Consider the following 22,604-nt stretch of genomic DNA (forward strand, 5'->3'; position numbering starts at 1 on the left):
AATAAATGGATTAAGGCTAACTCTTTACAGCTGAAATTTCTCGCTCTAAGTCCTGTTTAAACTCCGCAACAATTCTACTATAATCATAATTGGATAAAATAAACTCCTGCCCTTTTTTTGCAATGGCTTCTCGCTCTTCTTCTTGCGATAGATAATAGTTGACTTTTTGGATAAAGTCCTTCTCATCGGTATAGGTTCCAAATATTCCTGGCGGAAAATCTTTTTCAAAGTTTGGAGCTTCACGGGTAAGCATAAATGCACCACTCCCCATGACTTCAAACATACGTTGATTAAAGCCTATTCCATTAGCGGTATCCACGTAATCATTTGCCACTATTTTTGAATCTTTGTACAACTGAAACATTTCAAGACCACTGGTGGACCCTTTGAATGTTTTTGCTAAAGCAGGGAAATCCTCCAGTGTCCTGCCATCTCCCCCACCGTGTCTCCACCAATATCCGCACCACGTAAAGTCAGTTTCTTTGGCGATCGTATTAAAGAAGTGAGTTCGTTTGGTGAAGTTCTGCATTCCCAAACCACCTACAAAAATAAGATCGTGCTTCTTAGGACGTTCGATCAGTTCATCCACAATACGCTTATCAAATCCCTGATCGTTGATGACCGTGGTAACCCCGTGCAATTCAAAAAAGGTTTTAAAATCTGGTTGATCGGTATAGATCATGTCCCAATCATTAGGATGCCAGCGCTTTGGTAAACGCGCAGATAGTCGCGCTACCAGCAAGTTGTTTTCACGGAATCTTTTCCAAAATGAACTTGGTAAAGGGTGTGATCGCACAAAGATGACATCTGGTTTAAACTGGGCGATGTACAAACGTATCAAGTGTTCATGCCAAATTCTATCTGTCACCTTAAACCGTTTGGTTTTTTTTAGGGCAAACTTTAGTCGTTTGAGTTTGGCCTTATTACCTAATAATTCCTGCTCGACTTTTTCCATAAAGACGTCATCCATCAAGAAAAATTCTTCGGCAGTCCAATCCTCATATTTATTCAGGTGATAGGTGTAGAAATCTGAATAATTACTCCGCAATTTGATTAAGCGCTCTCTGTATTGGGCTAAAGAAAGCTTATCCAGATCTGTCCATTCTTTTTTCTTTTGATCCAGATACTCGGTAGGATGAATTATATCAAACTTAAGTAAACGATGCTTCATTAGGCAAAAAAAGCTTTTATTTGATCACATACGTAGCTATGCTGCTCTTTCGTCAATTCAGGGTATAACGGCAGAGATAGAATTTCATCTTGATATTGATACGCTAATGGAAAGTCATCAGATTTATAATTCATTTCGGCGTAACATGCTTGAAAAGGCAATGACAATGGATAGTGAATTAAGGTTTGAATCCCTTTTTCAGCTAAAAAGTTTTTTAATTCATTTCGCTTTTTGGTACGGATTACAAATAAGTGGTACACATGTTTACAATTTGACTTGACCTTAGGCAAGTGAATATCTTTGCAATCTGCTAATTCTTCGTTATACCAGGCTGCCCGTTCGATGCGCTTACGGGTCCATTCATCTAAATGTTTTAACTTGACTGATAATACAGCGGCCTGCATACTATCTAATCTGGTGTTTCTACCGTGCAATTCATGATGATGTCGCGTTAACTGACCGTGATTATGAATTTTTCGAACCGTTAATGCAGTTTCCTTATCGCTCAGTACTATGCCGCCTGCATCTCCCATGGCACCCAGATTCTTAGTGGGGAAAAAGCTAAAGCTTCCGGCATCTCCCCAAGTCGCTATTTTCTTTCCGTTTACTTCTGCACCGTGTGCCTGAGCAGAATCTTCAATAACCTTTAAATTATGCTTTTTAGCTAACTTCATAATTGTCGGCATATCCGCAGGATGACCGTATAAATGAACGGCAATAATAGCTTTTGTGTTCGCTGTGATTTTTCCCTCCATCTTTTCCGCAGAAATGCAATAAGATTCTTCATCTACATCTACAAAAACAGGCGTAGCTCCGGCGGTCGCCACAACTTCACTGGTTGAAATCCATGACATTGAGGGAACAATCACTTCGTCGCCTTTTCCAATCCCATAGGCCTCTAGCAACACCTCAAGAGAATCTGTACCGTTCCCACAGCCTATGACTTCATTCACTCCAAGATAAGCCGCAAATTCTTGCTCAAATTTTTTGACAGAAGGACCGTTGATATAACTCGATCGCTCAATCACGTCGGCTATAGCTGCGTCTAATTCGGTCTTTATATTTAAATATTGCTGATTTAAGTTGATAAAAGGTACGTTCATGAGATAACTTGATTTTTTTCTAAAGAGTAGTCTTCCGGATGTTTAATTCTTAACGTTAGTATTCTACCATCTTTAGAGGTAACTAGAATACCATCTGGATTGACCTTAGTAATAGTAACCTTCGATACGGTTTCCGCTTTACCTAAACTCATTTCAGCATCAAAAATAGGAATCTTCTGTTCATTTAGATGAATAAATGCAGGATGATCTTCGCTTTTTAGCGCATGGATTTTTCGGTAAATCATAGCTCCATCATTCCATTCAGTCAATTCACTATCTGCAGGATAACGTCTTTTAATGTAAGTAGCTTTTTCCCTAGGATTCGGTATGGGTATGATTTCCTCATGAATATATCGCTTTAAGAAAGATCCAAAATCTGATTCTAACTCCTTCATCAAACGCTCCCGCAGCAATTGAACTGAACAAGCTTTAGGAACCCTTATCATTTTTTGCCAGTATATCGCACCTGCATCAAAGTCTTGGGTCATTTCATGGATACTAATTCCAAAGCTTTGCTCCCCATTGATAAGTGCCCAATGCAATGGATGTCTACCTCTATATAAAGGCAATGGCGAGGGATGAACGTTCAACACAATATAATGATCTAATAACTGAACAAACTTAAAATTACAGAAACAATTCATGATCAGATCAGGTCGTTCATTTAGGGCTGTTAAATGTTTAAGTAGTTTTTCTTCTTGGAAATTGGTGTTTAATTCTATCTCTACTTCTTCTTCATACCTGGATAAAACAGCAGCAGAAGGTTCTTTTTGTAATCCTACAAATACCGGTGTTAACCCTACATGCTTCATGGAGTTGTACAAACGCAAAGGCCCATCATTATTTCCAACCAACGCTATTTTCATACGAAATAGGGATATAAAGTTTCCGCATATTTAGAGAGTTCACGAGGAGTTGGGCTCTTAGCAATGATCCCAGAAGTTATTTCCCCCAAACGCTTACTAAAATTTGTCTCTGCCTCCTGGTCATATTCTTCAGGAGTGTGGGTGATGTAATGGATGGGGTTCTCTTCGCCTCCCATACTGGCTTTAAATCTTCTTAATCCTTCATAGGCTGTAGAGCTTCCGCTTAAGCCTAAATCTAAAAATGCCACATCCTCTTGCTGAGCTTTCTGTATAATCATATGAAAAAGTAGATTATTGGGTCGCACCTCCAATTGATCCAGGGCAGAAGCGCCAAATTTATAGTACCATCCATCACCGGACGCCAGCACTATTGCTGAAGCAACAACCTTATCTTCATACCTAGCTTCTACCATCCAACCTTTATTCTTTTTTACAAACTCCTCAAAGATGTGCAGAAAGAAAGAAAATGCCTGCGGAATACTATTAAACTTCTCTAGCCTCAATTTAGCATAAAGCGTATAAAAACGTTTTAGTGACTCTGCTTCATTAGTGAACTTAATGGTAACTCCTGTCTTTTTTGCTTTTTTGACTCCGCGTTTAAACGATGAACTACAATTTAAATGATTGTTTAAATCTACCCGATGATAGACTGCTTTACGGCTAATTTCACCAATTTTAGATAGGTTATGCTCTTCCTTCAATGTGGTCTTGAAAATAAGTTTTGCCTTCGGAAAGTTTTGCTGAAGCATTTTTTTAACCTCCACCAACTCATCAACTTGAACACCATCTGTGTTCACATAATCTGAAAAAGGCAAGCTAATCATTTTTTCACCATATGGCAAAGTAACGTGAGCAAACACCAATTGCTTTGATCCTTTCCTGAAGATAACCCTGTAAAAAGTAAAATCATATGTTTTTTGGAGCACGTTGAGCCAATGCGAATCATCAAACAGGTGCGTACCAACAGCAGAATTTACATCAAGCTCTTCTAAAATAACACTCAACTTATGCGTTTTGATAAATGGTTTCTATCGCCTGGATGCTTTTTAAACCTTCATCTCCCTCTACAACACCTTTGCGGCTATCGGTAATATGATCGATCAACTCAACGATAAGCTTATCATGGTTTGAACTGGATCCTTGGTAGGTTCCGTACTCATTAGGCTTGTCGTCAAATTCCAGATCTGTAGGAACGGGATAGGACTGGACATCCCAAAATTCTAATTCATTTAAGTATTTGCCACCAATTTTGATCGTACCCTTCTCTCCAATTATGGTGATACTCCCTTCGTAATTCACGTTATACACACAGGTAGTCCACAGCAAAGAGCCTATGGCACCATTTTCAAATCTCAAGGCAGAAACTCCGCAATCTTCAATTTCAATGTCGTGATTGAGCGTATCCATGATGGTTTTAGCTTCTGTGATATTACCAAACCACCACACCAGCAAATCTAAGAAATGACTCACCTGCGTTTGTAAGGCGCCTCCCTCTGAAGCTTTTTTCCCCCGCCAGGGTGACTGATTGTAATATTCTTGATGGCGATTCCACATCACATTACATTGCACCATAAATAGTTTACCCAACTTTCCTTCTTTAATCGCCTTATTGACATGCAAAATTGGAGTGTTATAGCGGTTTTGCTTCACCACAAACAAGCGTACATTATTTTCTTTTGCCACTTCAATCATTTTTTTGCTCTGCTCACTGTCTAGCGCCATTGGTTTTTCAACCAATATATGATGACCAGCTTCGGCCGCCTTAATGCTCATTGGGGCGTGGAGTGCATGTGGGGTGCAAATACATATCACATCCAGCTCCTCGTGATCTAGTAGATGATCGAACGATGTGTAGGTCACTACGTCTGGAATATCTTCGGCTAAATCAAATAAAATCTCTTCCTTAATATCACAAATTGCTTTTAAATTGGCCCCGACAGTTTCTTCAATAATTTTAATATGTCTTTTACCAATATGACCACAACCGATTACTGCAAAATTGAGTTCCTTCATAACGTCTACTTCTGTAAAAGCTAAGATAAAAAACTTAATCGTTGCAAAGCCTGCAATAACAAACCCTTAACTAGAAAAACAACCACTATAATTTAACTCAAAAGAATATTGACTTTTATAGGTTTTGTGTTGTTCTAAAAGAGTACTTTTGCACCGATTTTAAACAGGTAATCATGCAGTTAAGAAATATCGCAATTATTGCGCACGTTGACCACGGTAAAACTACCTTGGTTGATAAGATCATGTATCATTGTCAGCTGTTTCGTGAAAACGAAAATACGGGCGATTTGATCCTGGACAATAATGATTTAGAACGGGAGAGAGGGATTACCATTACCTCTAAAAACGTATCTGTCGTTTACAAAAAAACGAAAATTAATATTATCGACACGCCCGGTCACGCCGATTTTGGTGGTGAAGTAGAGCGTGTACTTAATATGGCCGACGGAGTTTTACTTTTAGTAGATGCCTTTGAAGGTCCCATGCCGCAGACGCGTTTTGTACTTCAAAAAGCGATTGATTTAGGCCTTAAACCTTGTGTAGTGATCAATAAGGTAGACAAAGAAAACTGTACGCCAGATGAGGTACACGAGAAAGTTTTTGACCTAATGTTTGAATTAGGTGCCGAAGAATGGCAACTTGATTTTCCTACAGTTTATGGTTCTGCGAAGAACAATTGGATGAGTGAGGATTGGAAAAATGAAACGGAAAATATTGAGCCCCTACTCGATATGGTGATAGAGCATATTCCTTCGCCTAAGGTAGAAGAAGGCTCTCCTCAAATGTTGATCACTTCCTTAGACTTTTCATCCTTTACAGGTCGTATTGCTATCGGAAGACTCCAACGCGGTACGTTAACTGAAGGCATGCAAGTTTCTTTGGTCAAAAGAGACGGCACGATCAAAAAGACTAAGATCAAAGAACTTCATACGTTTGAAGGCCTAGGCCGAAGAAAGGTCGACAAAGTTGAAGCGGGTGATATTTGTGCGATTGTAGGGTTAGAAGGCTTTGAAATTGGAGATACGATTGCTGATCTTGAAAATCCTGAAGGATTAAAAACCATTGCCATTGATGAGCCCACCATGAGCATGTTATTTACCATTAATGACTCTCCTTTCTTTGGAAAAGACGGTAAGTTCGTGACCTCAAGACACATCAAAGAGAGACTTGAAAAAGAATTAGAAAAAAACTTAGCGCTTCGAGTTGAAGAAACCGACAGTGCAGATAAATTTATGGTATTTGGTCGTGGAGTCTTACATTTGTCTGTGTTGATCGAAACTATGCGACGTGAAGGATACGAATTACAAATCGGGCAGCCACAAGTAATTATCAAAGAGATAGACGGAGTCAAATGTGAGCCGATTGAGGAATTGACGATTGATTTACCAGAGTCTGTATCTGGTAAAGCAGTAGAGATGGTGACGATGCGAAAAGGTGAAATGTTAAGCATGGAAGCCAAAGGAGATCGTATGGTGTGTGAATTTATGATTCCGTCACGTGGTATCATTGGTTTACGTAATCAATTGCTCACCGCCACTGCGGGTGAAGCAATCATGGCACACCGCTTTAAGGAATATCAGCCCATGAAGGGTGATATCCCGGGTAGAAATAATGGTTCCTTAGTCTCTATGGAAAAAGGGTCTGCGATCCCGTATTCTATAGACAAACTACAAGATCGTGGAAAATTCTTCGTAGATCCGGGTGAAGACATCTATGAAGGTCAAGTGATTGGTGAAAATTCACGTAGTGATGATATGACTGTGAACGTAACCAAAACAAAGAAGTTATCTAACGTGCGTTCTTCTGGAGCAGATGATAAGGCTAAGATCGTTCCGGCGATTAAATTCTCGTTAGAAGAAGCTTTGGAATATATCCAGAAAGATGAGTACGTTGAGGTAACTCCTAGTCACTTAAGACTACGAAAAGTATTTTTGAAAGAGGTGGACCGCAAGCGAAATAAAATCGCTTAATCTCTATATTGACCATAAAAAGAAAAGCTTCTGATTTACATCGGAAGCTTTCTTCGTTTTACACTATTTTCAAGGGATTACCTGCGTCTGTTGTTTGCGGGTTTTCTCGAAACATTTGATCGATTCCGGTTGTGGTTTCTACCACGCGAATTATTCTTGCGATCTGAACCATGTTTAGGTTTGACAAAAATCTCTTCTTCGGTAGGTTCATACCCTTCTACAATTACTCGATTTATTTTTTCTTCCAAGAGTTTTTCAATACCTTTTAGGTAGCCCATTTCTTCTCCGGCTACTAAGGATATAGCTTCTCCTGTCTCCCCTGCTCTTCCGGTTCTACCGATACGATGCACGTAATCTTCTGCGATATTAGGAAGTTCAAAATTAATCACATACGGTAATTGAGGTATATCTAGTCCTCTAGCGGCGATATCTGTCGCAACTAAGGCGTTAAATGAACCGTCTTTGAATCCTGCAAGGGCTTTTGTTCTGGCATTTTGGGTCTTATTGCCGTGAATAGCCGCGGCTGAAATTCCGGCATTGATCAACTTTTTGGTCAGGTTATTCGCCCCGTGCTTTGTCCTGGTAAAAATAAGCACTTGGTACATTTCATTGTCATCAATGAGCTTAATCAATAAAGCTGTCTTTTTGGGCTTATCCACCTGATAAACGCTGTGCTCTACTTGTTCTGCCGTAGAATTTTCCGGGGTAACCTCAATGGTTTTTGGATCATGCAAAAACTTGCCTGCCAAGGCCTTTATCTCTTTAGAAAAGGTAGCCGAAAACAACAGATTTTGTCTTCGCTTAGGAAGCATCGCCATGATCTTATTGATATCACGTTGAAAGCCCATATCCAACATACGGTCTGCCTCGTCTAGTACCAAAAATTCTACTCGTGAAAGCGATAAGGCGCCCTGTTGTTGTAAATCCAGCAATCTACCGGGGGTAGCAATTAGTATATCTACACCTGCCCGAAGCTTTGAGATTTGCGGATTAGCATTGACTCCGCCGAAAATGACTACAGATCGAATGTCTAAAAATTCTGAATACTCCTTCACGTTTTCAAAAATCTGCGCTGCAAGTTCTCGTGTAGGAGTTAGAATAAGTGCACGTATAGCTCTTTTCCCTTTTACTGGGCGCTGATCACTCAACAACTGAAGCATAGGCAGCGTAAACCCCGCTGTTTTACCAGTACCGGTCTGGGCCGAAGCTAATACGTCTTGTTTGTTTAAAATTGTGGGAATTGCTTCTTCCTGAATAGGAGAAGGTACTTCGTACCCTTTTTTATCGACTGCTCTTAGTAAAGGCGTCGACAAGCCTAAGGCTTTAAATGTCATAAATATAAATTAGTAATGAGGATGGGAAAAATAATGAAACCTGAAGGTGGAGTCCTTCGTAGCTTTACCTAAGTGAACTCATGGATCATGATTGATCCTACATGCAACAATCTTCAAAAGCTTTAGCAGCCTCTTTTAATAAACGCCGAAGGTAGGCTTATTTATTTGATTAACGGATATAAATAGGATTTTTCCATAGGACACCATTTATAACTCAATTTGTCCTTCCTGCCTCCGCGTGTCGCAGAAGCTTTAGCGGAGGAGTAAGGCAGGAATCTCAATTATGAGTAATACCAAATACGCTAAAAGATTCCTGCTCTGCTATTATACTGAAGCCTTAGCGACATTCGGACGCAGTAATGATCATACTATAAAAAACCGACTCATCACTGAGCCGGTTTTGAAATTATTAAAAAGAGAGCGTCTTAGCTTTTCTTCACATCTTTTTTAATGTCTATCTCCATAACTTGAGCACCTTTTGCTGTTTTAAACTCTTCAACCGCTTGCTCAACTTCCTCTAAAGTTCCTGTAAATTCTTTTTTGGTCATTTTCTTCTCACCATCTACATTTTCTTCAAACGTAACTACAGCTATAGCAACGTCATTACTTTCGGTATTCACCTCAACATTGATTTGCATTTCTTCGGCTTGACCCAGAACCTCATTTTCTTCAGCATGATTTCCTAGAATCGGAGCAATCACAAGACCTACTAAACAGGTGAGTTTGATCAAAATATTCATTGATGGACCAGAAGTATCTTTAAAAGGGTCACCAACGGTATCACCGGTTACAGCTGCTTTATGCGCATCTGATCCCTTGTAGGTCATCTCTCCATTAATTTCTACTCCGGCTTCAAAGGACTTCTTAGCGTTATCCCAAGCACCACCTGCATTATTTTGGAAAATAGCCCACATCACACCAGATACACACACTCCTGCCATGTATCCGCCAAGTGGCTCTGCGCCAAAAATCAAACCGATGATGATCGGAGTGATGATCGTAATAAGACCGGGTAAGATCATTTCTTTTAGTGCAGCTTTAGTTGAAATATCCACACACTTACCATATTCAGGAGTGCCGGTACCTTCCATAATCCCCGGAATTTCTCTAAACTGTCTACGTACTTCTTCTACCATTTCCATCGCAGCTTTCCCTACAGATTGCATGGCTAAAGCCGAAAAGATCACAGGTATCATTCCGCCAACAAATAACATCGCCAACACATCTGCTTTAAAGATGTTAATTCCATCGATTCCCGTGAACGTAACATAAGCAGCAAATAAAGCTAGTGCAGTTAATGCAGCCGAAGCAATCGCAAATCCTTTACCTACAGCAGCAGTCGTATTTCCTACTGAATCTAATATATCTGTACGCTCACGAACGTGATCTTCAAGTTCACTCATTTCTGCCACCCCACCTGCATTATCTGCAATAGGCCCAAAAGCATCAATTGCCAACTGCATCGCAGTAGTAGCCATCATCGCAGAAGCTGCTAATGCAACCCCGTAAAATCCTGCTAATGCATACGAACCGTAAATCGCGGCTGCAAATAACAATACTGAAGCAAACGTAGACTTCATCCCAACAGCAAGACCCGCAATAATATTAGTCGCTGCTCCTGTTGAACTGTTTTGAACGATGTCCATCACCGGCTTCTTTCCTAAACTTGTATAGTAGGCCGTTACAAATGAAATCAAAGCTCCCACGGCAAGACCTATACAGGCCGATAGGAATACATTAAGTGAAGGAATTTCTTTTACACCTTCACCAAAGAACTTCATGCTCATTACTTCTGGCAGCATCCAATCGATCAAGAACCAACTAGCAATTAAGGTAAGAATGATTGACACCCAGTTACCGGTATCTAAAGCTTGCTGTACTTTTGCCTCTTTTGCTTCATTGCTAGAGATTTTTACCAAGAAGGTCCCGATGATAGAAGCTAAAACACCTACACCTGCAATAACCAAGGGTAATAAGATAGGTCCCATATTATTAAATGGATCCGTAAAGGTTTCTCCTGTTGCAATGGACATATCATTAATCAGGTAATTACCCAATACCATGGCTGCAAGCACCGTAGCTACGTATGATCCAAATAAATCTGCACCCATTCCCGCTACATCACCAACGTTATCACCCACGTTATCTGCGATAGTTGCTGGGTTACGAGGATCATCCTCTGGGATTCCTGCTTCTACTTTACCTACTAAATCTGCTCCAACATCGGCAGCTTTGGTATAAATACCTCCACCTACTCTAGCAAATAGCGCAATACTTTCAGCACCAAGAGAGAACCCAGCAAGGGTTTCTAAGACGATGGTCATTTCCTTATAAAACGACTCACCTCCTGTGATAAATTGACTCATGAAGAATAAGAACAATAAGCTAAGTCCTAATACCGCGAGACCGGCGACCCCTAAACCCATTACTGTACCTCCTCCAAAAGAAACTTTTAGCGCTTGAGGCAAAGATGTTTTGGCAGCTTCAGCCGTACGGGCATTCGCATCTGTGGCGATACGCATCCCAATATTTCCTGCTAACGCAGAAAAGAACGCTCCTGCGATAAATGCCGGAACAATCATCCAACTTGTTGTATCCACCAATAATGATATTCCGAATAAGGCAACAGAAGCAATAACGACGAATATAGCTAAGAGACGATATTCTGCCGCTAAAAAGGCAAGTGCACCTTCTTTAATACTTTTTGAAATTGATTGCATACGTTCACTCCCGGCAGCTTGTTTTTTAACCCATGCCATTTTGATGAACATGAAAATTAATCCAACTATTGCTAGCCCAATAGGCACATAGATTATTGATGATTCCATAAATTATGTTGTTATTTTTGTTATCGGTTTGTTAAATCCGGCGGCAAAAGTACTAAAAACCTCAAACATAAAAAAAGAGGCCTAATGGCCTCTAAAATTTTCTGTTGAATGTTGTCGCGTGAGTCTAATTAACTCACTTAAAAACATGTATTTATTTTATACTAACCTCTTCCACAGGCACATTACTTTCGCGAAAGCGAGTAATACACTTGGAAACGATATCTTTGGCTTCACTGACATCACCCCAACCACCAACATCAACTTTCTTTTTTTCCAGATCTTTATATACCTGAAAGAAATGTTCAATTTCTCTAATTAAATGTGGATTAAGCTCTGATAGATCTTCGACCGTATTAGCGATTGGATCACTCACGGGTACGCAGATTACTTTTTCATCTGGACCTTTCTCATCCGTCATATGAAATACTCCAATCGGCTTAACCTCAATAACACATCCAGGGAACGTTGGCTCTGTCACCAACACCAATACATCTAATGGATCTCCATCTAAGGCTAGAGTTTCAGGTACGAAACCATAATCCGCGGGATACATCATAGAAGAAAATATCATGCGATCATACCTGATCTTTTTTAGTTCAAAGTCGTACTCATATTTATTTCGGCTTCCTTTAGGAATTTCTATCAGAACGTCAAACGTAGAGATTTTTTCAGCTGTCATCTTCTTCAAAATTTAGGAGTGCAAAAATAGCCTAATACAGGGTTAGAAAGGGATTTGAAATGTTAAGATAACGTAAAATATAATTAGAAATTAAAGCCAAAAGCTCCAGTAATCCCCCAGGATCTGGCATCCGGATTATCAAAGTAATTCCCTCTAAAGTGAGCGTCTAGCCTAAATACCTTAAAAATATTACTGATTCCCACACTGTACGACCAATATATTTGATCATCTGGCGCTCTTAAAACAGGATTAGAAAATGAAGCATTTAGAGCTTGATTCTCTTCACTAATTTCACCCCACACTCCGCGTACTCCTATTACCTCTCGCCAATTAAGTTTTTGCATAAACGGGATACGAGAAAACAGTCGTCCGTTAAAATTGTGTTCTATATGTGTACTCACGTAGGTATCTGTGACAAACTCGTAAAAATTGAGTAGCGGAAAAGTTCCAAAAATAGAAAACAAGGTTTGGTTACCGGGCACCACATTCAATAATCCTAATGGAACTTCTCCAAATGTTTTCCCAGCCTCAAAGGTAGATGTAAGCCTTCCTAACCCACCAACCAGAAAAGGCTGACGATAATAAAACTGCAAGCGCTGATAGTCAAAATCACTTCCAAATAATCCTTTTACTCCGGTAGAATAGTTTAGAAACAAACTGGGAAAATCTCCGCTATTCACAACGGTTCGCTCCACCCCGTAGCCCGTAGTTTTTCTTTTTGGCGTATAGCGAATTATGGTTGAAAGCTCAGTTTGCTCCACAGTAGCTACAGTATCTGTTGCTCCTGGCCGAACATAACTTAAGTCAAATTCATTTGAAGCAGAAGTCAATGTGCGATAAGACCCCCCAAATCTAACCTGAAAATTCTTTGCTGGCTCCAACTCAAGTGCCATAGTAGTTAGGTTAATATCGGTAAGACTGGTGTTTGCTCCAACGGTGATAACAGCAGAAGATGCTAAACTACGCCCCAACACATCGCTGGTGTTAGTTAGGCTTGCACCAAGTTGCTCAATATCTCTGCGGTTTCCACCAGAAACGGTCAGACGTAATTTTCGGTCCAGTAACCATTTTCCTGAAATCCCGTATTTAAATCGATCGTCCCTAAATCCATACGCCAAATATCCTTCAATTCGCCAAGGGTCGTTTTGACCAAAATAGGTCCTTCCGCCCCCGCGAAGTCTTACTCCCTCTACTTCATTAAATCCAAAAGTGGAGAAAATAGGTCCGTAATCCCACCCGTCAAATTCCACATAACCCGAAGCTAAAATTGTCCCTACATTATACAATCGTTTAAATGCTTTAACTGTTTTAAGTGTATCCAGCATTTTATAGACTCCCGTTTCGTCTTTATTCAAACTTTCAAGACGATTGACCTCCCAAAAATTATCATCTCTGTTATAGATCTTTTCATTATAGGGGTCTACCTCTTGATCATAAAATCCTTCTCCTTTAGGTTTATCAAATTCATAATTATCGTATAACGTGGTGCGCTTACCGTAGACTCCACGGGATTCTTCTTTCTTACGGAAGGCGAAGTCTGACATGAAATAATCCTTTTTAATTAAAAAAGTAGAATCATTGAGAACATCAAATTCTTGTTCAATATAAATTTCTTTTACCCAGTTAATATTAGCACTCTTGGATGCCTGAAGGTTAATTTCTTTGATGGCCCAGGTTGAATCGTTCACCCAAAAATCTCCTTTAAACGTGAGTTCACCTTTTCTACGCGGATAGTACACAATATTATAACACCATTTATCTCCTATATAGGCACTATCTGAAAGTACATAGTTGTACACATTGATCCCGGTGGTAGACAACGGACTTATAAAACTCTTATCAAAAAACTTGAGATAATTGTCATACACATTATAATCTGCATATAAGTCCTTAATGAATGCGATTAGCGTTTGATTACTGTTGAATCCAGAGTTTTTATTCCCGCGTAAATCTTCTTTCTCTTTATTTTCGACATTATCTCCATAGACTTTAGAGACAGATTCATTGAGAAAAATAGGGAGATAGGTTTTACCGGTGACACTATTCGTATCGGTTTGATCAAAGATGAACTCCATCCCGTTAAAGACCCTGCTGTTGATGACGGAGCTATCAATGGTATTGAGGTCAAATTCTATTTTTTCGTATTTATTATACTCATACTGGTTGAACTTTTTCACCCCGTTTTCTCTTCTATTTTCCCAGATCTTGCGCAGGATATCAATAGCGGGATTATTCTTTTTGGATGTTTTTCCTTTGTAGATCACTACTTCATTTAGGGTAGCTGCTTCGGTAGTAAGTACAATTTCAAGATTGTAATTTGCTCCTTTCTCGATATCTACTATTTTGGTTTCAAAGCCAACAAAAGAAACTACAATTGCCTCATAATTTTGATCAGACTCTAAGTAGAAACGACCTTCTTCATTTGTGATAGTCCCTTCAGAAGAATCACTAAAAAGAACATTTGCATAGGGAATACCAAGACCGGTATCATCCAGCACGACACCGCTTACCTTAGTTTGACCTAATGCAATCTGGGCAAGCAATACCAATAAAAGAGAAAAAAAACTTTTCATAAGTGCTTACCTAGGTAACGCGTTGGGTTTATTTAAAGTGCAATAATAAAAAACCATCTACTATTATTGTAGATGGTCGAAGGAAAGTTAACCGCCTTACAGCATTTATGTCTAATTATCTTTATACAAGACTTTTTTTACGGCTTTCACAACATCATTAGCGTTTGGTAACCATTCCTTCAATAAAGCCGGTGAATAAGGCGCTGGGGTATCAGCCGTATTTATTTTAACGATAGGCGCATCTAAATAATCAAAGATATTTTCTTGAACCTGATAGGTGATTTCTGTTGCAATATTTCCAAAAGGCCATGCTTCTTCAAGAACAACCAATCGATTTGTTTTTTTAACCGAAGTGAAAATAGCTTCATGGTCCATAGGTCTTACCGTTCTAAGATCGATGATTTCACAAGAGATGCCTTCTTTTTCCAATTCTTCGGCAGCGGCATAAGCCTCTTTTATAATTTTTCCGAAGGAAACAATAGTCACATCATCTCCCTCACGTTTGATATCAGCCTTTCCTAGTGGTATCGTATACTCTTCTTCAGGTACCTCACCCTTATCGCCATACATTTGCTCACTCTCCATGAAAATCACAGGATCGTCATCTCTAATCGCTGTTTTTAATAAGCCTTTAGCGTCATAAGGATTAGATGGTACTACTACTTTCAAACCCGGACAGTTCGCAAACCAACTCTCAAATGCTTGAGAATGTGTAGCCGCCAATTGCCCTGCACTTGCGGTAGGTCCTCTAAAGACAATAGGAATATTAATTTGACCGCCACTCATTTGACGCATTTTAGCTGCATTATTGATAATTTGATCAATACCAACTAAAGAGAAATTAAAGGTCATAAACTCAATAATAGGACGATTATCCAGCATGGCACTACCCACTCCAATTCCTGCAAAACCAAGTTCAGATATTGGGGTATCTACCACACGTTTTGCTCCAAATTCATCCAGCATTCCTTTTGAAGCTTTATACGCACCGTTATATTCTGCCACTTCTTCACCCATCAAATAGATCGATTCATCACGACGCATTTCTTCACTCATCGCTTCACAAACCGCTTCTCTAAATTGTATTGTTCTCATATAATGTTGTCTTTATGCTACAGGAGCTGAGCAAAAATAACAATTCAAAGATGGTTTTTCTAATGCTAACCGACAAAAATTTATTATGCGCGCATAGGAAATTTAGTTTTTAAGTATTATCTTCGTCGACTCGTATTTTTTAGCAGTATTTTATGCAAAATCGGCAAAAAAGAGCCCTATTTTTAGACTCTTAGTAATGATTCAAGAATTTTTAGTCTTAACTCAATAAACATTCATACCTTAATATGAAGATCTTAGTATGTATTAGTCATGTTCCAGACACGACTTCTAAAATCAATTTTACAGATGGTGACACCAAATTTGATACTAATGGTGTTCAATTTGTCATTAATCCTAACGATGAATTTGGTCTTACACGTGCCATGTGGTTTAAAGAAAAGCAAAGCGCAAGTGTAGATGTAGTTACTGTTGGCGGTGCAGAAGTAGAACCTACCCTTAGAAAAGCACTAGCTATTGGAGCAGATAATGCCATTCGTGTTAATACACCCGCTCAAGGCGGAATGCAAGTCGCCAAAGAACTAGCAAAAGTTGTCCAAGATGGAGGTTACGATTTAGTCATTGCCGGTAGGGAATCTATCGATTATAACGGCGGGATGGTCCCCGGAATGTTAGCAGCAATGATAGACGCTAATTTTGTAAACACCTGTGTTGGTCTTGAAGTTGACGGAACTACCGCCACGGCAGTTCGCGAGATTGACGGTGGTAAAGAAACCTTGAAAACTAGTTTACCTTTAGTCATTGGAGGTCAAAAAGGTTTAGTGGAAGAAAGTGATTTACGTATCCCAAACATGAGAGGAATCATGATGGCACGTAAAAAACCACTTAATGTAGTTGAACCTGTGGGTGCAGTCCAAGCAACAGATATTACCAGTTTTGAAAAGCCTACTCCAAAAGGAGAAGTAAAACTAGTAGATGCAGATAATATTGATCAATTAATCGATCTGCTTCATAATGAAGCAAAGGCAATATAGATAAGTCGACCAGGATTCCTGGCTTGCTCCTCCGCTAATGCTTCTGCGACACGCGGACGCAGGAATGACAAAATTAATCTCTTGAAACAAGTTCAGGATCAATAAAAAATAACTTATGTCAGTTTTAGTTTATACAGAATCAGAAAACGGAAAATTCAAAAAAACAGCTTTTGAGGCGGCTTCTTATGCCAAAGGCATTGCAGATATGTTAGACACAAGCGTTAGTGCGATTTCATTTAACGCAGTAGATGCTGATGTATTAGGAACATACGGTGTTTCTAAAGTTCTCAATGTCGAACATGATAAATTAAAGAACTTTAATGCAAAAGCTTATGCTGATGCAATCACACAAGCTGCCAAGCAAGAAGATGCCAAGGTTGTAGTGGTAAGTCAAACAGCAGATGCTAAATTCTTAGCTCCTATACTGGCGGTTCATCTGGAAGCAGGGTACGTTTCTAATGTGGTGGCTTTGCCAGAAAGCGCAGATCCTTTTAGTGTAAAGCGCACGGCATTTACCAACAAGGCTTTCGGGATGACAACGATTTCGACCGATGTAAAAATCGTAGGAATTGGTAAGAATGCTTACGGACTTAAAGAAAATGAAACAAATTGCGCAGTAAAGGCGTTCTCACCATCCTTGAATGAGGGTGATTTTTCAGTCGAAGTTGTTTCGGTCGATAAAGCCACAGATAAAGTAACCATTGCAGATGCCGAGGTGGTCGTATCTGGCGGTAGAGGTCTAAAAGGTCCTGAGAACTGGCATCTTATCGAGAATCTGGCTGAGGTTCTTGGAGCCGCTACCGCGTGTTCTAAGCCGGTAAGTGATATGGGCTGGAGACCCCACGGTGAACATGTAGGACAAACCGGTAAGCCGGTTGCATCTAACCTTTATATTGCTATAGGAGTATCTGGTGCTATTCAACACCTTGCAGGAATCAACGCTTCTAAAACTAAAGTGGTCATCAACAATGACCCGGAAGCTCCTTTTTTCAAAGCTGCAGATTATGGTATCGTAGGTGATGCCTTTGAAGTTGTCCCTAAACTCACTGAAAAGTTAAAGGAATTTAAGGCGAATAACGCATAATTTTGTTAACTTGCCGCCCTTGAAGAAGAGGGCTGAATGCTATTAAAAACAGTCCTTTACGGACTGTTTTTTTTTGAATATTCTATGAGTCTTGTGCGATTGAACATAAAAGGTATTTCCTATAGCCAAACCCAAAATGGTGCCTATGCACTCATTCTCAATGAGGTAGACGGCGAACGACAGTTGCCTATCGTGATCGGAGCTTTTGAAGCTCAATCCATTGCAATTGCACTTGAAAAAGATATTAGACCACCCCGACCGCTTACACACGATTTATTTAAAAGTTTTTCTGATCGATTTGATATTGTGGTAAAACAAGTGATTATTCACAAATTAGTAGATGGTGTGTTCTATTCGAGTTTAATCTGTGAACGAGATAAAATCGAAGAAATCATAGATGCCCGTACCAGCGATGCTATTGCTTTAGCCTTACGATTTAAGGCTCCAATATTTACCTACAAGAATATTTTAGATAAAGCAGGGATTTATCTTTCAAACGATCAAACTACCGAAGAGAAAACAACTAAAAAAGAAAAGGTTACGTTAAAGTCACCAAAAGAAGGTAAGGTAAAGGAAAGTGATTTCAAAAATAAAACGCTTGATGAACTCAACACCCTCTTAGGCAAAGCTGTAGATAGTGAGGACTACGAACGTGCTGCTAGAATAAGGGATGAAATTTCTAAACGTACCTCTTAACGCATAATGATCACTTCACTTTTTGCGTTAGTTACAACGCTAAACATTCAACCAGATCAGGTTCCATTAAAAGAATTAATTCCAAGTCAAGGCTTTTCACTTGAAAGTTTATGGCGAGGCGTTCTTGGGATGATCACACTTATTGCTCTGGCCTTTTTATTTAGCAGTAAAAAAAGAGGTATTAACTGGAAAACAGTTGGGATTGGATTAGCATTTCAATTGATCATCGCCATTGGGGTACTTAAAGTTCCCTTTATTCAAAAAGGTTTTGAATATGCCGGGAAGGTATTTGTACAAATTCTTGAGTTCACCAAAGCAGGAAGCAAATTTCTCTTTGAAGGTTTAATTGTAGATACTGAAACCTTTGGATTTATATTCGCGTTTCAGGTATTGCCAACGATTATATTCTTTTCTGCTTTAACTTCGGTCTTATTTTATTTAGGTATAATCCAGAAAATCGTTCAGGCATTAGCCTGGGTATTGACCAAACTCCTTCAGATCTCCGGAGCCGAAAGTTTATCAGTTGCCGGGAATATTTTTCTAGGTCAGACAGAAGCTCCCCTCCTTATCAAAGCTTACTTAGAGCGTATGAATAAATCTGAAATATTGTTGGTAATGACCGGCGGGATGGCAACTGTAGCAGGGGCTGTTCTTGCAGCATATATTGGATTTCTGGGTGGTGATGACCTGGCACTCCAACTCGTCTTTGCTAAACATTTATTAACGGCCTCTGTTATGGCGGCACCTGGTGCAATTATTATTTCAAAAATACTGTACCCTCAAACTGAACCCATTAATAATGAAGTGAGCGTTTCTCAAGAAAAAATAGGTTCAAACATTCTAGACGCTATCGCCAATGGTACTACCGAAGGGTTGAAACTCGCCGTGAATGTAGGTGCGATGTTACTGGTATTTGTAGCCTTTATAGCGATGATCAATTATGGTCTTGGGAAAGCCGGTTTGATAGGTGGCTTTAACGATTGGCTGGCCGCGAACACCCCGTACCAGCAATTTTCTCTAGAAGCCATTTTAGGAACCGTCTTTGCTCCACTCATGTGGTTGATCGGTATCGCAAAAGATGATGTGATGCTTATGGGCCAGTTGCTGGGGATCAAATTAGCTGCAAGTGAATTTGTAGGTTACATCCAATTGGCAGAACTCAAAGACATGAATAATATTCTAAGCTTAAACTACGAAAAATCAGTTATCATGGCGACCTATATGCTGTGTGGTTTTGCGAATTTTGCTTCGATCGGGATTCAAATTGGAGGGATTGGTTCTTTGGGCTCCAGGGCAACGTAAAACACTTTCAGAGTTTGGGATAAAAGCCCTAATTGGCGGGACCATTGCATCATTACTTTCTGCAACTATTGCCGGAATGATTATTGGGTAGTTTCCCCTTCAGCTGAAACAAAAAATCCGATCTGCCTATACAAACCGGATTTAGTAATCACTTAGCCTCTTTACCATTTTACTACTTTCATATTTTTCTTGGTAAAGGTCTGGTCTTCGGTCTTAACGATAAATCTAAAGTCCATTAACTCAACCTTACTAAAGTCAAATATTTTACCGACTTCGGCTTTTCCCTTTATCGTTTCAGAAAAAACTCTATTATCGTGATGATCAAAAATTGTTATCGTCACCTTCTCCTGAGATAAATTAAGATAAGTAAGATAAATCAAATCATCTGTAATTCGCATGACAGGAACCTGTTCGCTTTTAGTTTTACCCTTTCCCGGGTTCTTTTCGGTAGCCATACCTGTTTGAGCAAGTAATAATAACGCTACCATGACTGCACTTTTTCTAATTGTGTTCATACATCTTGTTTTTTGATTACGATACAAAGCTATGGCGAGAGATTGGTCATGAAGACCACAGGATTACCCTGTATCTGTATTATTTTATCAAATATTAAGTATTAAAAAATGCAGCATGGTAAAATACCACATATTCAAGGTAAATTTGTATAGTAGTTGTGATAAAAAGCGATCTAATTTAGTCGTTAAATTATATAGATATGGCACAATATAAACCCACCTTAGAATCTATTGAGCCAAATTTTGGTCACTCCTTTACCTATGCACGCTATGATGCCTATAACCATAATGAAAATATCTTTTGGCATTATCACCCGGAAATTGAATTAGTCTACGTTAATGGAGGCAACGGGAAGAGGCATATTGGCAGTCATGTTTCGTATTATAAAAATGGTGATTTGATTCTTATTGGAAGCAATCTTCCTCATTGCGGCTTTACCGATTCGCTCACCGGTAATCGATCTGAAACCGTTATTCAAATGAAAGCCGATTTTCTGGGTGACCAATTTTTTAGCATTCCAGAGATGAAACAAATCGCTACTCTTTTTGAAAAGGCTCAGGGTGGTATGGCATTTAGAGGTGCATCTAAAGATAGGATCGGTGCGAAAATTGAGGCGCTACAAGATGAAAGTGAGTTTAACCGGTTACTTGGCATACTATCTATCCTAAATGACCTGGGTCAAAGTGATGAGTTTGCCATTCTTAACGCTAATGGCTTAGCTATTCAAACTGTTGCTGGGGATAACGACCGTATTGAAAAAGTTTTTAATTACGTGCATGAGCACTACCGCGAAGAAATATCCCTTGAAGAAATCGCCGGTTTGGTAAGTATGACGCCGCCTTCTTTTTGTCGTTATTTTAAAAAAACAACCAACAAAACTTTTGTACAATTTGTCAATGAATGTAGGCTGGTACAAGCCTCAAAACTTCTTACAGAGCAACGTTTAAGTATTACCGATATATGCTTTGAATCTGGATTTAATAATTTTTCGCATTTTGCAAAATCATTTAAAAAATTTACCGGTCAAACCCCCTCTGCATATAGAGGTACACTAAAGCGGGTGCTACAATAAATCATAGTCAAAATAAATTTCGTTTTCGTACTCATATGTATTTAACACCACGTTGATAACTTTTAGCTTCTTTAAGTGGCAAGATTCGTGGATAATCCCTCTTTTCTTTAATTTTCGGCAGATTTATAAGGAACTGTTTTTAAAAATAGTTCAGTAATTTTCAGTCGAATTTTAGAAAAGGTTACTTACGGAGAATAGTTTACTTTCCGCTTGCGCGGAAGTAGAATTTGAGTATATAAACAACAGATCTCCTTTTTTACGTGAATGACACAAAAAGATTCCCAAATCTGTGTTGAATTTTTGATAGAATTAATAGACAAGCAAAAAGTTAATTTAGAAAGGGATCCACAAATTCTATGCTGAATTTTTAATGGGTTTATAGACAAGCATGAAGTTAATTTAAAAAGATCCTGAAACAGGTTCAGGACATGATATGAAACAATACCACGACTTAGTACGACATATTTTAGACCATGGCGTTGAGAAAAGCGACCGCACCGGAACCGGAACCAAAAGTGTATTTGGGTATCAAATGCGCTTTGATTTGAGTGAAGGCTTTCCCATGGTGACCACCAAAAAACTGCATACAAAATCCATCATTTATGAATTGCTTTGGTTTTTAAATGGAGATACTAATGTAAAATACCTACAAGATCATGGCGTACGCATTTGGAATGAATGGGCAGATGATAAAGGTGATCTTGGACCCGTTTACGGACATCAATGGCGTAATTGGAATAGTGAGGGCATTGATCAAATTAAAGATATTATCCAAACCCTAAAACACAATCCTGATAGCCGCAGGATGTTAGTCAGCGCCTGGAATCCAAGTGTCATGCCAGATACTTCAAAACCATTTTCTGAAAATGTAGCCAATGGTAAAGCAGCGCTTCCTCCCTGTCATGCTTTTTTTCAATTTTATGTGGCTAATGATAAACTATCCTGTCAACTATATCAACGTAGTGCCGATGTATTTTTGGGCGTGCCCTTCAACATAGCTTCTTATGCACTATTCACCATGATGATGGCGCAGGTGTGTGGCTATGAGGCCGGTGATTTTATCCATACATTTGGAGACGCACATATCTATAGTAATCATTTTGAGCAATTAGAGCTTCAGTTAAGCAGAGATATTAGACCATTGCCTACCATGACGATTAATCCTAAGGTAAAAGATATCTTTAGTTTTACATTTGAAGACTTCACGCTTACCAATTACGATCCTCATCCACATATCAAAGGAGCAGTTGCGGTTTAAAAAGGCGTTTTAACGTTGAGTTAACTATGGATTTCCTTAGCCGAAAATAAAA

At 39.2% G+C, this 22,604-nt stretch carries 17 protein-coding genes and 1 pseudogene; 7 read left to right on the top strand and 11 right to left on the bottom strand.

Annotated features, from left to right (window positions below; all coding sequences use genetic code 11):
• Positions 1-16: 16 nt before the first annotated feature.
• The 5 genes from ABD000_RS02370 to ABD000_RS02390 are packed head-to-tail and all read right to left on the bottom strand — an operon-like array spanning position 17 to position 5,153.
• Positions 17-1,171, bottom strand: coding sequence for a glycosyltransferase family protein (locus ABD000_RS02370; protein WP_343763304.1), 1,155 nt, complete (start codon positions 1,169-1,171; stop codon positions 17-19).
• The gene (locus ABD000_RS02375; RefSeq protein ID WP_343763305.1) at positions 1,171-2,274 is read right to left on the bottom strand and encodes a DegT/DnrJ/EryC1/StrS family aminotransferase; all 1,104 of its coding nucleotides are present in this window, start codon (positions 2,272-2,274) and stop codon (positions 1,171-1,173) included. The genes ABD000_RS02370 and ABD000_RS02375 overlap by 1 nt, the downstream gene beginning before the upstream one ends.
• Entirely contained in the window at positions 2,271-3,140 is an 870-nt protein-coding gene (locus ABD000_RS02380; RefSeq protein WP_343763307.1) for a formyltransferase family protein, read from the bottom strand. Before ABD000_RS02380 ends, ABD000_RS02375 begins: the two co-directional genes overlap by 4 nt.
• Complete coding sequence (locus tag ABD000_RS02385) at positions 3,137-4,144, bottom strand: GNAT family N-acetyltransferase (protein WP_343763310.1); 1,008 nt, start codon at positions 4,142-4,144, stop codon at positions 3,137-3,139. Before ABD000_RS02385 ends, ABD000_RS02380 begins: the two co-directional genes overlap by 4 nt.
• Position 4,145: 1 nt before the next feature.
• Positions 4,146-5,153: a Gfo/Idh/MocA family protein gene (locus ABD000_RS02390; protein ID WP_343763313.1), complete on the bottom strand. Its 1,008-nt coding sequence runs from the start codon at positions 5,151-5,153 to the stop codon at positions 4,146-4,148.
• A 173-nt stretch (positions 5,154-5,326) separates the two neighbouring features.
• On the opposite strand from ABD000_RS02390, the gene typA reads away from it, so the two are divergent.
• The gene (typA, locus tag ABD000_RS02395; RefSeq protein WP_425545343.1) at positions 5,327-7,123 is read left to right on the top strand and encodes a translational GTPase TypA; all 1,797 of its coding nucleotides are present in this window, start codon (positions 5,327-5,329) and stop codon (positions 7,121-7,123) included.
• A 77-nt stretch (positions 7,124-7,200) separates the two neighbouring features.
• Here the strand turns inward: typA and ABD000_RS02400 are convergent, their stop codons facing one another.
• From ABD000_RS02400 to ABD000_RS02420, 5 genes are all read right to left on the bottom strand, one after another.
• Entirely contained in the window at positions 7,201-8,457 is a 1,257-nt protein-coding gene (locus ABD000_RS02400; RefSeq protein ID WP_343763316.1) for a DEAD/DEAH box helicase, read from the bottom strand.
• A 425-nt stretch (positions 8,458-8,882) separates the two neighbouring features.
• The gene (locus tag ABD000_RS02405; RefSeq protein WP_343763319.1) at positions 8,883-11,285 is read right to left on the bottom strand and encodes a sodium-translocating pyrophosphatase; all 2,403 of its coding nucleotides are present in this window, start codon (positions 11,283-11,285) and stop codon (positions 8,883-8,885) included.
• A gap of 151 nt (positions 11,286-11,436) precedes the next feature.
• Entirely contained in the window at positions 11,437-11,964 is a 528-nt protein-coding gene (locus tag ABD000_RS02410; protein WP_343763322.1) for an inorganic diphosphatase, read from the bottom strand.
• A gap of 83 nt (positions 11,965-12,047) precedes the next feature.
• Positions 12,048-14,537 (bottom strand): DUF5686 and carboxypeptidase-like regulatory domain-containing protein, encoded by a 2,490-nt coding sequence (locus ABD000_RS02415; protein WP_343763325.1) that lies wholly within the window; start codon positions 14,535-14,537, stop codon positions 12,048-12,050.
• 111 nt (positions 14,538-14,648) lie between these two features.
• Complete coding sequence (locus ABD000_RS02420; protein ID WP_343763328.1) at positions 14,649-15,632, bottom strand: pyruvate dehydrogenase complex E1 component subunit beta; 984 nt, start codon at positions 15,630-15,632, stop codon at positions 14,649-14,651.
• A gap of 245 nt (positions 15,633-15,877) precedes the next feature.
• On the opposite strand from ABD000_RS02420, the gene ABD000_RS02425 reads away from it, so the two are divergent.
• The 4 genes and pseudogenes from ABD000_RS02425 (at position 15,878) to ABD000_RS02440 (ending at position 19,797) form a co-directional block, all read left to right on the top strand.
• Entirely contained in the window at positions 15,878-16,624 is a 747-nt protein-coding gene (locus tag ABD000_RS02425) for an electron transfer flavoprotein subunit beta/FixA family protein (protein WP_343763332.1), read from the top strand.
• A gap of 115 nt (positions 16,625-16,739) precedes the next feature.
• Complete coding sequence (locus tag ABD000_RS02430; protein ID WP_343763335.1) at positions 16,740-17,708, top strand: electron transfer flavoprotein subunit alpha/FixB family protein; 969 nt, start codon at positions 16,740-16,742, stop codon at positions 17,706-17,708.
• A gap of 84 nt (positions 17,709-17,792) precedes the next feature.
• Positions 17,793-18,404 (top strand): bifunctional nuclease domain-containing protein, encoded by a 612-nt coding sequence (locus tag ABD000_RS02435; protein ID WP_343763338.1) that lies wholly within the window; start codon positions 17,793-17,795, stop codon positions 18,402-18,404.
• Positions 18,405-18,410: 6 nt separating this feature from the next.
• Positions 18,411-19,797, top strand: a pseudogene (locus ABD000_RS02440) (NupC/NupG family nucleoside CNT transporter).
• A gap of 70 nt (positions 19,798-19,867) precedes the next feature.
• Here ABD000_RS02440 and ABD000_RS02445 read toward each other — a convergent pair.
• Positions 19,868-20,221, bottom strand: a complete 354-nt coding sequence (locus tag ABD000_RS02445; protein ID WP_343763341.1) for a hypothetical protein — start codon at positions 20,219-20,221, stop codon at positions 19,868-19,870.
• Between the two features lie 200 nt (positions 20,222-20,421).
• Here ABD000_RS02445 and ABD000_RS02450 point away from each other — a divergent pair, with 200 nt between their 5' ends.
• The gene (locus tag ABD000_RS02450) at positions 20,422-21,294 is read left to right on the top strand and encodes a helix-turn-helix domain-containing protein (protein ID WP_343763344.1); all 873 of its coding nucleotides are present in this window, start codon (positions 20,422-20,424) and stop codon (positions 21,292-21,294) included.
• A gap of 433 nt (positions 21,295-21,727) precedes the next feature.
• Complete coding sequence (locus ABD000_RS02455) at positions 21,728-22,552, top strand: thymidylate synthase (RefSeq protein WP_343763347.1); 825 nt, start codon at positions 21,728-21,730, stop codon at positions 22,550-22,552.
• Positions 22,553-22,604: the final 52 nt, after the last annotated feature.

The sequence above is a fragment of the Gangjinia marincola genome, assembly GCF_039523415.1.
Classification (GTDB): Bacteria; Bacteroidota; Bacteroidia; order Flavobacteriales; family Flavobacteriaceae; genus Gangjinia; species Gangjinia marincola.